General features: G+C 64.5%; 12 protein-coding genes. 3 read left to right on the forward strand and 9 right to left on the reverse strand.

Annotated features, from left to right (window positions below; genetic code table 11):
- Positions 1 to 167: 167 nt before the first annotated feature.
- A complete protein-coding gene (locus tag ACFUEJ_RS23845) occupies positions 168 to 365 on the reverse strand; it encodes a hypothetical protein (RefSeq protein WP_055476435.1) in 198 nt (65 codons plus the stop codon).
- Positions 366 to 555: 190 nt separating this feature from the next.
- Positions 556 to 1,227, reverse strand: coding sequence for a hypothetical protein (locus tag ACFUEJ_RS23850; protein WP_068971513.1), 672 nt, complete (start codon positions 1,225 to 1,227; stop codon positions 556 to 558).
- A 192-nt stretch (positions 1,228 to 1,419) separates the two neighbouring features.
- Here ACFUEJ_RS23850 and ACFUEJ_RS23855 point away from each other — a divergent pair, with 192 nt between their 5' ends.
- Together ACFUEJ_RS23855 and ACFUEJ_RS23860 are read left to right on the forward strand one after the other, a co-directional pair.
- Positions 1,420 to 1,851 (forward strand): STAS domain-containing protein, encoded by a 432-nt coding sequence (locus ACFUEJ_RS23855; protein WP_055476437.1) that lies wholly within the window; start codon positions 1,420 to 1,422, stop codon positions 1,849 to 1,851.
- Positions 1,852 to 1,861: 10 nt separating this feature from the next.
- Positions 1,862 to 2,296 (forward strand): ATP-binding protein, encoded by a 435-nt coding sequence (locus tag ACFUEJ_RS23860; protein ID WP_055476438.1) that lies wholly within the window; start codon positions 1,862 to 1,864, stop codon positions 2,294 to 2,296.
- Between the two features lie 67 nt (positions 2,297 to 2,363).
- On the opposite strand, the gene ACFUEJ_RS23865 is transcribed toward ACFUEJ_RS23860, so the two are convergent.
- From ACFUEJ_RS23865 to phnC, 6 genes are all read right to left on the reverse strand, one after another.
- A complete protein-coding gene (locus tag ACFUEJ_RS23865) occupies positions 2,364 to 2,924 on the reverse strand; it encodes a hypothetical protein (protein WP_171011585.1) in 561 nt (186 codons plus the stop codon).
- Between the two features lie 234 nt (positions 2,925 to 3,158).
- The gene (locus ACFUEJ_RS23870; RefSeq protein ID WP_137809377.1) at positions 3,159 to 3,917 is read right to left on the reverse strand and encodes a GntR family transcriptional regulator; all 759 of its coding nucleotides are present in this window, start codon (positions 3,915 to 3,917) and stop codon (positions 3,159 to 3,161) included.
- Positions 3,914 to 4,948, reverse strand: coding sequence for a phosphonate dehydrogenase (locus ACFUEJ_RS23875; protein ID WP_055476440.1), 1,035 nt, complete (start codon positions 4,946 to 4,948; stop codon positions 3,914 to 3,916). Before ACFUEJ_RS23875 ends, ACFUEJ_RS23870 begins: the two co-directional genes overlap by 4 nt.
- Complete coding sequence (phnE, locus tag ACFUEJ_RS23880) at positions 4,945 to 5,781, reverse strand: phosphonate ABC transporter, permease protein PhnE (protein ID WP_055476441.1); 837 nt, start codon at positions 5,779 to 5,781, stop codon at positions 4,945 to 4,947. Before phnE ends, ACFUEJ_RS23875 begins: the two co-directional genes overlap by 4 nt.
- Complete coding sequence (gene phnD / locus ACFUEJ_RS23885; RefSeq protein WP_055476442.1) at positions 5,778 to 6,686, reverse strand: phosphate/phosphite/phosphonate ABC transporter substrate-binding protein; 909 nt, start codon at positions 6,684 to 6,686, stop codon at positions 5,778 to 5,780. Before phnD ends, phnE begins: the two co-directional genes overlap by 4 nt.
- Positions 6,687 to 6,742: 56 nt before the next feature.
- On the reverse strand, positions 6,743 to 7,552 hold the full coding sequence (phnC, locus tag ACFUEJ_RS23890; protein WP_055476443.1) for a phosphonate ABC transporter ATP-binding protein: 810 nt from the start codon (positions 7,550 to 7,552) through the stop codon (positions 6,743 to 6,745).
- Positions 7,553 to 7,806: 254 nt separating this feature from the next.
- Between phnC and ACFUEJ_RS23895 the strand changes: the two genes are divergently transcribed.
- Positions 7,807 to 8,973 (forward strand): alpha-D-ribose 1-methylphosphonate 5-triphosphate diphosphatase, encoded by a 1,167-nt coding sequence (locus ACFUEJ_RS23895; protein WP_231632757.1) that lies wholly within the window; start codon positions 7,807 to 7,809, stop codon positions 8,971 to 8,973.
- Between the two features lie 307 nt (positions 8,974 to 9,280).
- Here ACFUEJ_RS23895 and ACFUEJ_RS23900 read toward each other — a convergent pair whose 3' ends face one another.
- Positions 9,281 to 10,240: a TIR domain-containing protein gene (locus ACFUEJ_RS23900; RefSeq protein ID WP_083229418.1), complete on the reverse strand. Its 960-nt coding sequence runs from the start codon at positions 10,238 to 10,240 to the stop codon at positions 9,281 to 9,283.
- Positions 10,241 to 10,818: the final 578 nt, after the last annotated feature.

Raw genomic sequence — 10,818 nt, forward strand, 5'->3', positions numbered from 1 at the left:
CCCACCTAGATCGATCACCACGACCACACCCCGGAACCGACACATCCCCGCAGCAGGAACCTCAACCCAGGCTGGACCCTAATTCAGCAGGCTCTGAAGCAGGCATAACTGCACTCGTCGGCCGTCCGCATTGCCGGTGCCGGCGACCCGTGGGGTTCTCCTGCGGGCTACGATTCGGCCCATTCAGCGAATTCCTTCCACGAGATCGGAATACGCTTCTGCCCGTGCTTGGGTCGCCACTGCAGATTGCCCTCAGAAACGTAAAGGGTGCCGAGAGTTCTCCCGTCGATCGCGACATCGAACTCGAAGTCGATGCCAGCAACGCGCACCCTACTGGCGCTGAATCGCACGTCGTGATCAGCCACGATGATCCTCCCAACAACGGCACAGTCTGGTGTCGATCCCTCTCGCGAACGTAGCGAACGACCATGTCTCGGGCAATGATCTGCCCGGAACCGATGCCAGCTCACCGGGCCAGCGATCGCCGGTTGCTTCCAGACCTGACCAGACCCCCCGGGGCGGATTGCTCATGTAAAAGGAGTGCGGTGAGGGCTGTCAGCGGCCGAACAGTGCTCGTTCGATCACATCCGGGGTGGTGTCGAAGTCGTGGGCCCAGTCCGCAGCCAAATCAAGGTAACGGCCGTACATGTCAGCCGGGCCGTCGATCTCCCACTCTTCGGTGGTCACTCGACGCAGACTGTCTACAACCCTGCTGTCATAGATCAGTGGGCGGCCTGTCAACGCATTGGCGTCGTACCCGCCGAAGTAGAGGAACTTGGTGAAGAAGCCCGCCGCCAGTCCGGTGATTTTCAACCGGTTGCGCCCGCTGAGGGCTTTGTAGGCGCTGACCGGCCCCTCGGTCCGCACGACAGCCAGAGCCTTGGCGAGCTTCTCCGCGGCGTCGGGCTGGCTGAGGGGACGCAGCGCCCGCACCATCGTCAGGCCCGGACTCGTACCCCACACCACACACGCCACGTGCAGTTGCGCCGCTACGATCGGCGACCCGTCCTGCACCGCTCGGGCTGCGACCTCAAAGACATCGCGGCGCGAAACCACTCGATAGCGACCACTGCCCGCCGACACACTGTCGAGCTCGTCAGGCCACATCGCAGCATCCGGCAAGCGTGCGCGCACCGCAGCCGGATCGAACCGAATTGACTGGCCCAAGACCCATTCGCGATCGGGAACAGAACCGTCGGGAAACAAGGTAGTCAACGCGATCGGCATTCCTTCACGCTACCGGCAGATAACCGGAGGTACGCGAACGATGTGTGACATAAGGTCACTTCACCCTTCGCGCGCCGTCGGTGGCGGCGGACTAGGTTTGGATGGCGTTGAGATAGCCGTGATCATGTAGTCGGTCGGGACCGGGTCACTCAGCAAGTCGTGTGACCCCCTTCCGTGAAAGTGAGAGTCACCGTGCAGCCAGACAACCCCGATGCCGTGTTCGTTGACGACAGCGGAGACACCGCCGGCCGGGCATTGATGACCATCGTCTCCGCGCAGCACGAAGAACTGGTGATCCTGACCGTCCAAGGCAGCATCGACGTTCTCACCGCACCACAACTGTCCGAGGAGGTGACGAACGCGCTGCACGGACAACCACGAGGCCTGATCATCGATCTGACCACCACCGACTTCCTGGCCTCGGCCGGCATGGCCGCACTCGTCGCCGCCCACGAGGCGATCGCACCGACCGGACTGTTCGGAGTCGTGGCCGCCGCACCCGCAACGTCGCGGCCGCTGACGCTCATGGGCCTGGACCAGACAATCGTCCTCTACCCCACCCTCGCCCACGCCGTCACCGCCATGACCAGACCCACCGGAATGAGCGGCAGCCCGACTGGGTAAACACGACGGCGTGGACTCATCACAGCACCTCGATGGCGACTCCACCGGTGACTTCGAACGATCGGTCGAGGCCACCGCCGAGGCCGCCCACAGACTGCGCGAACTGTTCACCGTGTGGGTGACAGCAACCGTCGAGGCCGACACCGAACGCCGCGCCGACATCGTCTTGGCCGTCTACGAAGCGATTGCCAACGCCACCGAACACGCCTACAAAGACGCTCGAGAGCCAGGCGCGGTCACCGTGCGCAGCCGCCGCCGCCCCAGCGGCACCCTCGAAATCACTGTCACCGACACCGGCACCTGGGACCTCAGCCCCGCACAGCGCTTCCGCGGCCGCGGACTCGCACTCATCACTGCGCTCAGCGACACCCATGCGCTTACCACCGGACCCGACGGCACCACCGTCACCATGTGCTGGCAGCCGACGCCCGTCCTGACGACATGATATCTAGTATCAGATTTCGAAACTACCTGCGGCAGAATCGAATTAGACGATACTCGCCCGGCAGCACTCACGTGCGGTCTTTCCAGCGCTCGTTGGCTGATTGTCGGGTCATGCCGGTCGCCGCGCCGATGTCGGCCCACGAGCGACCCAGCCGGCGGGCCTTGGCCACCGCGGCGTCGAGCAGTGCGTCGGCGTCCCTGCGGGCCTCCACGGCCGCCCGGATCTCGTCGTCGATGTCGATCGAATCGAGATGCTCACGCCGCCACAATGCTTGGGCGGCCGCCGCGACATCGGGCCGCACGTTGACGTCGAGGTCGATGTCGGGGGCGAACACCTGGTGGCGGGCCAGGTCCTCGAGGGACGCTGAGGGCACCCGCGTCCACTGGACGGGATCGGTCCAGGTCGACACATCAGAGCTGGTTCGCCGGGCGCAATTGCAGGACAACAGCCAGCCGACGATCTCGGCCGACGGCCGCCGACGATCCTCGTCCGGGTGCCGGCCGGTCCCGACGATCTCGTAGTCAACGCCGTCGACCATGGTCGACCCGTGGCTCTCGGCCCCGTCCTCGAAGAACGGCACCAACGCCGCCTCGTGCAAGTGCGTGGCGCTCTCGTGTACCCAGCCCATGCCGATAGGGTAGACCCGCTGTGTCAGGATAACCAGACACAAGAGTCGGGTCGCGTCAGGAGTACCTGACATAACGCAACATTATCGGCGTTAACATGACGGAAGTATCAGTAGCTGCGGTTACTGCCGTTTACCTGCGATAATTCCGCGGGTGTGGCGCGACGGTGAGGTCGTCCTGCTCCGCGCTGAGGACCTGGCGGCTATTCGGGGCGGGCGATGGGTTTGTCGTCCTGATTAGGTGGTGTCGAAGTCGACCTCGACTCGGAACACGTCGGCTCGAAGCCAGGAGATCGTGAGTTCCACGGGGCGGTGGTTGCGTGCGGCGGCATCGGTGCGGGACCGGATAGAGATGACCGGTGGGCGGCCGCTCAGTTCGAGGTGCTCGGCGACGTGGGGTGGCGCGGGGTCGATGGAGACGCCGAACCATCCGCGCTCGGGTTCCAGTTTGTAGTGGGTGGCCAGGGTGTCGTGCAATGAGTCGGCTGGGCCGAGGATCTGGGGTAGGTCGGGGACGAGTTGGGGGTCGAGGTAGGTGTCTGCGTAGCCGACGAGCTCGTGGTTGATGTATCGGTTCCGGGAGAGTGCGAGCAGTTGTCTGCGTGCTCCGACTTTCATGCGGCCACGGATCTCGGTTGGGGGGGTCTCGAGTCGCCATCCGGTGGTGCGAACGTCTGGGGTGAATCCGGCTTTGCGGACGCTTGCGCTCCAGGACGGTGGGATGTGTCGACTGATGGTGTAGTCGATGCGTTGGGACACGAAGGTGCCGCTGCCCTGTCGGCGGCGCACCAGGTAGCGCCTCTCCAGCTCGGTCAGTACTGCTCGGGCGGTGAGCCGGCTGACGCCCAGGATGCGGGCTAGTTCGTCTTCTGAGGGGAGCCGAGTGCCGACGGGCTGGTTGGCAATTGTCTCGGCGAGCGCGTCGGCGGCGGAAAGGTACACCGGTACCCGAGGACTGGTTTTGGTGGGTGCGGCGTCGCTGATGGGCGTGATCATACTGCGGGAACGGAGGAGGTCGACGGTTTCCGCGGGTCGTTGACGGCTCCGTCGGGCATTTTGCCTGCGAGTGATTGCAGGATGGATCTCGCCGCGTGTTCCTCGATCGCCAAGCGTGCCGTCGCGACCGCAGATCCGAGGTGCGGGGTGAAGAGGGTATGGCTCGTCAGTTCCATCAGGTCCGGGTGCAGGCCGCTGGGGCGGTCGGGTCGGGAGAGGTCCTCGAACTCGAACACGTCTGCGGCATATCCGCCGAGGTGTCCGCTGCGCAGGAGCTCGGCCACTGCGCCTTCGTTCACCACTGAGCCTCGTCCGACGTTGACCAGCAGCGCTCCGGGTCGCATCGATGTCATCGCCTCGTGGTCGAGCAGGTGCAGTGTGTCCGCCGTCAGGGGGGCGCAGACCACCACGGAGTCGCTGTGCTGCAGAAGCTCGGCGAGTTCCACCCGTTCCATACCGATCGACGCCGCGGTTGCGGACGGCACCGGATCGGGGTCGTGGTAGAGAAGTCGGGGATTGAATCCGGAGAGCATTTGCGCCACGGCCCGGCCGAGTACGCCGGCGCCCACGATGCCAATCGTGGAGCCGACGAGTGTGCGTCCGTAGAGCACCGGCCGCCAGCCGCGGAAACCGGCTCGCACGGTGCGGTCACCGGTCGCGACGTGTCGAGCGAGGCCGATCAGCAGCCCGACTGCCAATTCCGCGGTGGGTTCGGTGAGTAAGTCCTCGACTCGGGTGAGCCAGATGCCGCGCTCGGTGCAGGCGCGAACGTCGATGTTGTCGTAGCCCTTGAGTGCGCCGGCGACCACCTGCAGTCGCGGGCAACCGTCGAGGAACTGCGCGGTGATCTGGTCGGGCATGAACGCCATCAGCCCGTCGGCGTGTGCCACTCGGCGTTTCAGTTCGGATGCCGGGAGGCTGTCGTCTTGCTGGTTCGGCACCACGTCGCACTCGCGGCCGAGCATGTCGAGGATCTGGGGATGCACCCGGTGGGTGAGAACGACCACCGGGCGCGCGGACGCGTTTGTCATTGGAACCTTCTTCGTAATGCTCCGCCGAGGGCGTCGACCACGGTGACGGTGGCGAGGATGACGAGCAGGATTGCGGAGACTTCCTGGTACTGGAGGGTGCGGAGGGCGGCGATCAGCTCGAATCCGATGCCGCCGGCGCCGACGACGCCGACGACTACCGAGGCGCGGAAGTTGAGCTCCCACCGGTAGACGGTGACGTCGGCCATTTGGGGCAGCACCTGCGGCAGGATGCCGTGCAGGATCACTTGTGCCCGGGTGGCTCCGGCGGCGCGGGCGACCTCGACGGATGCTTGATCGGCGCGTTCGATCGAGTCGGCGAAGAACTTTCCGACCATGCCGGCGGAGTGGATACCCAGCGCCAGTGCGCCGGGAAGGGCGCCGAAGCCGACGGCGGCGACGAACACGATCGCCATGATCAGCTCGGGCACCGATCGCAGGGTGTTGAGGACCAGGCGCGCGACCGCGTAGACGGTGGGGTGCGGGGAGGTGTTACGGGCCCCGAGCAGCGCGAGTGGGACCGACAGCAGGACCGCCAGTGCGGTGGCCGCGATACTCATCGACATCGAATCCCACAGTGGGCCCCACCACCGGTTGATGTGGGTGAAGTCCGGGGGCCACATGTCGCCCAGGAGGTCGGCGATGTCGGCCAGCCCGGTGATCATCCGTTCGCCGTCGAGTAGTCCCACCGCCCAGACGCACACCAGCACCAGGACGCCGACGACGCCCATGGCGGCGCTGTTGCGCCCCCAGCCAATCCACACCCGACGGGAGATGTCCCGGTACTGTTCTTCCCGCCGTTCCTCGACGGGGTCCGGCAAAGTGTCGGCGGTCACTGGTAGTCCGCCAGGTCGATGTCCAGCAGGGGCGCGAGGTCGCGCACCGCGTCGTAGTCTTTATCGGTCACAGGTCCGAAACCGGCGGCCTCGAACGCCTCGAGCACGGCGTCGTCGTCGAGTTCTAAAAACGCCGCCCGCACCTTGTCCTTGAAGTCCTCGGGCAGATTCGTCTGCATAGTCCACGGGTAGTTGTAGTAGGGCTCGGACTCCTGGACGGTCACGACCACCTCAGGGTCAATGGTCCCGTCTCGGACCATGCGCTCGTAGATGGGCAGGCTCATGCCGCCCGCGTCGGCGTTGCCGTTCTGCACTGCCAGCGCCACCGCGTCGTGGGCGCCGACGTGCTGTTCTTCGTAGTCGCCGTCGTCGACGCGCAGGTCCGCTTCCTCGGCGAGCATGGCCTTGGGTATCAGGTGGCTGGAGGTGCTGGCCGGGTCTCCCCACGCGACGGTCTTGCCAGCGACGTCGTCGAGTGTGGTGATGCCGGAGTCGGCATTGGCGAGAAACACCCCTTGGTAGGTGGGGGCAGCGCCTTCTTCCTCCTGCAGCGCGGCGAAGGGCTCGATGTCGGCCTGCTCCTGGGCGAGCACGTAGGACAATGGCCCGAAGTAGGCCAGGTCCAACCGGCCGCGGGTCATCGCCTCGATCATCGAGGAGTAGTCGGTGGTGACGATGAGTTCGACCTCGACGCCCAACTCGTCCTCTAGGTATTCCTTGAGCGGTTCGTTGTCCTGGATCACTTGAGACGCGTTCTCGTCGGGCAGCAGGGCCACGCGGAGGGTCTCAGGCACCTCGCCGGCGGCAGGCTCGGAGGTGGAGCCGGAGCCGCAGCCGGTGAGAACAAGCGCGAAAGAGATCAGCGCCGCCAGGGCGGCAACTGTGGAACGGGCTGGTCTGGTCATTGTGAAGAACTCCAGGATCTGGTGAATGTGATTCGGGTGATGCGAACAGCTTCCGGTCAGCGGACACCAGCAGCGAGGTGGCCGGTGACAGTACTGGTGACGGCGTCGCCGTCGGATTCCCCGTTGGGTTCCTCAGTGACGCCTTCGTAGATGAGTCGGATGGCGTCATCGGTGACATCGGACGCGGGGCTGTCATGCACGATCTCGCCGTGTGCGAGGCCGACGATGCGGTCGGCGTGCTCAAGGGCCAGGTCGACCTGGTGGAGGCTGGCGACGAGTGTGATGCCGTTGTCGTGACAGACACGGCGCAACAGCGCCATCACTCGGCCTGCGGTGGCCGGGTCGAGGCTGGCAACCGGTTCGTCGGCGAGGATCAGCTGCGGCTGTTGGGCGAGTGCGCGGGCGATGCCGACGCGCTGCTGCATGCCGCCGCTGAGATTGTCGACCCGGGTGAGCGCGTTGTCGAGCAGACCCACCTGGTCGAGCGCCTCGAGGGCGATGCGCTCGTCGGCGCGACCAGCGGGCAGGAGACCGTGCCAGAAACTGTGGTAGCCGACTCGGCCGAGCAGCACGTTGCGCAGCGCGGTGTACCGCGGGACCAAATGGTGGTGCTGGAAAACCATGCCAGTGCGCCGGCGATGCCGTCGTAATGCACGGCGCGAGTCCAGTGCCGGGAGACCGGCGGCACGCACAGTCCCGGTGGTGGGCTGCACGAGCAAATTTATGCACCGCAGCAGCGTCGACTTGCCGGCTCCCGAAGGACCGAGCAGCACGGTCACCTGCCCGGCCTCGATCGTCAGGTCGGTTCGGCGCAGCGCCTGCACGCCCCCCTTGTAGGTCTTGCTCACCTCGACGAGCTCGATCATGGAAACCCCTCTATAGGACTTGGTCGAACACCCCGAAACCTATAGAGGACTTACGAACGGGCGATTAGGGTTGAGAGAACGGTGAGTGAACCCCGTCCGACCATCCGATGCCGGTGAACGGCCGATGGCTTCCGCGTTCATGCGACGGCCATAGGGCCCTGTCAGAATGTGTCGTCATGACCTTTGGGAACTCGTGTTGGACGCCGACAGATTTTGTGATCGGCCACGTCACAGCGGTGCTGCCCCATCGGGTGGTGGATAACGCAAGAGTGGTGGTGCGCGAGGGTCGGATCGCCGAGGTGGGCCCACACCCGCCGGGTGCCGGCTGCACCCTGGACGCCCACGGCGCCCACTTGCTGCCGGGCCTGGTCGATGTCCACACCGACATCCTCGCGCGGGAGACCCGGCCGCGACCGGGCGTCGTCCTAGACCCTGCCTTCGCACTGATGTCGGCGGGCGGCCGTCTACGCGCGGCAGGTATCACGACCGCCTTCCATGGCCTTGCGTTCCAGGAGCGCTCCATCGTGGGAACGACGATCGGTTCCCCCGCTGCGGCAGAATTGTCCGATTCGCTGCGTCACGCTGACGACACCCAGGTCGACCACCAAGTCTTGCACCGGTTGGACGCCCGCTGCGAGTACGGCCGGACGCTGCTCGCAACGGAGCTGGCCGCATTCGACGACTCCGCGGATTCTGAAACGCGTCGGAGCATCACCACACCGAATGATCCCCCACACGCACGGGTACCGATCGTCTCTCACGAGGACCACACACCGGGGCAGGGGCAGTTCGCCGACCCCACGACCATGCAGCGGTGGCTGATCACCAACGAGGGCATGGCCGAGGCTGCTGCGGTCGACCACGTCGACCGGTGGCGTTGCACCCGCGCCGAACGTCTCGCCGTGCGCGACCGCACCCTCACGTGGCTGGGCGACCTGGCCCGGACCGGACACATCCGGCTCTTCGGCCACGACCTGGCCACCCCGGAAGACGTCGCGGCTGCCGCCGACCGCGGCTGCACCGTGGCGGAGTTCCCAACGACCCTGGACGCCGCCCGTGCCGCCCGCGACCGAGGCATGCTCGTCGTTGCTGGCGCCCCGAACGTCGTCCGTGGCGGCTCCCACACCGGGAACGTCTCGGCAGCCGAGCTCGTCGTCGCCGGTGTGGCCGACTCCCTGGCCAGCGACTACCTTCCCTCCTCGATGCTCCCAGCCGCAGTGCGACTTGTGCGCGACGGTGTCCTCTCACTCCCGCACGCCGTGCGGCTGATCACCTCAGGCCCGGCCGCCTGTGTCGGTCTCAACGACCGTGGCGTGCTGACCGAAGGCTTCCGAGCCGACCTGGTCCTGACCGACCTCAGCAAGACGTGGCCCGTCGCCCACGTCATTTCGACTCAGTCGCATACCGCTGCCCGCGAGTAGCTCGGATTCAGCGGCAGTAGGCCACGAGGACTGTCACCGCTTCGGCTGTCTCACACCAGTCCGACGGAGGTGAGCACCGATGACCTGATGCAACTCCCCGCCTGACCGCAAGCGAAGGATCAGAAACGAGTTACACCACCACACGGGGCTTGACCGGACTCTCGACTGACCACGGCGTCGAGGGGAGCGAACCTTCCTCGGACGTCACACCGAAAATGACCGCACACGCAGTCCGCGCTGTCAGCGGCAATCGGTCGCCCACTGACCAGCAAGCATGACGGAATATGACATTATCGGCGGAAGTGGACTACTGGACCATGAAGGGTCCAGCTAGCGGGTCTTGAAGGTCATATGTTCCTGCCCTAACGGAAGCGCCAGCGGTTTCTAGTCGATACTTGAGATCGAGCCGACTGTCCCACTTTCCGTCGAGCTTGATCCAGTTGAACCCGGCGATATCTGAAATTTCCCTGGACGGCCCGCTCTTGACAAATATCGTGCGCTCGGGGGCCATGGCGAATGACATTCCAGCTTCCAGAAGTACGTTCGGTCGAGCTTGACCTTGAGGGGTTCGATCCGGATCTCCGGTCTCGGAGAATTCGTCCTTAACTCGGGCGAGGTCGTCTGGGGAGAAAATTACGATCGTGGCTGAGGCATGCAGCATTCCGGCACGGACAATATCGTAAGTGTGCGGTTGGGGTTCCCCGGTCAGTTTTACTGCCTCTGACCACGAGATGTCATGAAGCCCCAGAAACAATAGATATGTTCTAAGGGCAACAAGCGGACGTGCGTCTCGGCCGTGAACTATAAATATCTTGGCGGGATCTCTATTCTCAATTGGCGTGTCAGGGGACTGTATGGCTGTAACCGGCTTAGAGACTGCGGAGCGCTCATTTTCAAGGGCGCCGTTGGATGCACGAAGGTCGTCAACGTCCCGACCATCTGGCAGGGTGTACCCGCTCTCGGTGAGCGATATGCCTCGAGGGTCCAGTACGCGCTTGCGCAAGTTGGCGTATGAAGGATTGCTGTCGGATGTGTCAGCGTAGCTGTTTTCTACGTATAGGAAGTTTAGAAGCTCAATAAGGAGTAGATCAGTGTTCGGACCGTTAAAGATGTGCTGCACTATCTTGTTGCTTCGTTCTCCTTTATTTCCCTCGGTTGTAATGCCAAGTGGCCCCTCGAACGTGTCAATTCCAGAATGGGTTGTGCCCTCGCTTAGGCTGGAAGCGAAGTAGCGGGAATCGGCGCGTTTAAATGTCGCGGAAGGCATCGAGCGATGTTACCGCAGTGGGAGGGGTGAGGCAGGCAGGTGATCCGGCCGTGAACGGGCAACGTCCTGGTGGGGTACACCCGTGCGGGACGATGCGCCGCCGGCAGTCGCTGCTGTGTCACAGGGTCTAGTTTGATACTTATGAAACGTTCTCCCGGGGGGTCTAGGATCTATTGATACAGATTCCGGGCGAAAGGGTCCCCTCATGGCTGATCGGATCGGGACGTTGCTGAATCGTTCGGGTGGCGAGGAGGTGCTCATCGTCAGCCGCGGGAAGGTGCGGACTCGGTTCCGTCGTCGGGATGAGTTGGGTTGGAACTTTCGGGTGGAGTCGACGGACTCGGAGAACGTCATCGAGGTAACGCCAAAGCCGAAGCCAGATCCGAAGCCGGCTCGCCGATCTTCGCATGCGCGTGGGCAGCGGGTGGCGTACGTGCGGGTGTCAGCCGCGGATCAGAACGAGGCGCGTCAGCTCGAGGCGGTTGTCAACGGCCAGTTTGATGTCCCCGCTGGTGGCCAGGTAAAAGTCCCCACCCTGTGCGGGATGTTCTAGGTCGGTGGCACCTCCGTTCGGTGTG

Origin of the sequence: Gordonia sp. NPDC057258, assembly GCF_042668985.1 — a bacterium.
Classification (GTDB): domain Bacteria; phylum Actinomycetota; class Actinomycetes; order Mycobacteriales; family Mycobacteriaceae; genus Gordonia; species Gordonia hongkongensis.

Coding starts and splice junctions, on each gene's coding strand:
- ACFUEJ_RS23850 (WP_068971513.1), bottom strand. CDS start 1,227: ATGCCGATCGCGTTGACTACCTTGTTTCCCGACGGTTCTGTTCCCGAT.
- ACFUEJ_RS23865 (WP_171011585.1), bottom strand. CDS start 2,924: ATGGGCTGGGTACACGAGAGCGCCACGCACTTGCACGAGGCGGCGTTG.
- ACFUEJ_RS23870 (WP_137809377.1), bottom strand. CDS start 3,917: ATGATCACGCCCATCAGCGACGCCGCACCCACCAAAACCAGTCCTCGG.
- ACFUEJ_RS23875 (WP_055476440.1), bottom strand. CDS start 4,948: ATGACAAACGCGTCCGCGCGCCCGGTGGTCGTTCTCACCCACCGGGTG.
- phnD (WP_055476442.1), bottom strand. CDS start 6,686: ATGACCAGACCAGCCCGTTCCACAGTTGCCGCCCTGGCGGCGCTGATC.
- phnC (WP_055476443.1), bottom strand. CDS start 7,552: ATGATCGAGCTCGTCGAGGTGAGCAAGACCTACAAGGGGGGCGTGCAG.
- ACFUEJ_RS23900 (WP_083229418.1), bottom strand. CDS start 10,240: ATGCCTTCCGCGACATTTAAACGCGCCGATTCCCGCTACTTCGCTTCC.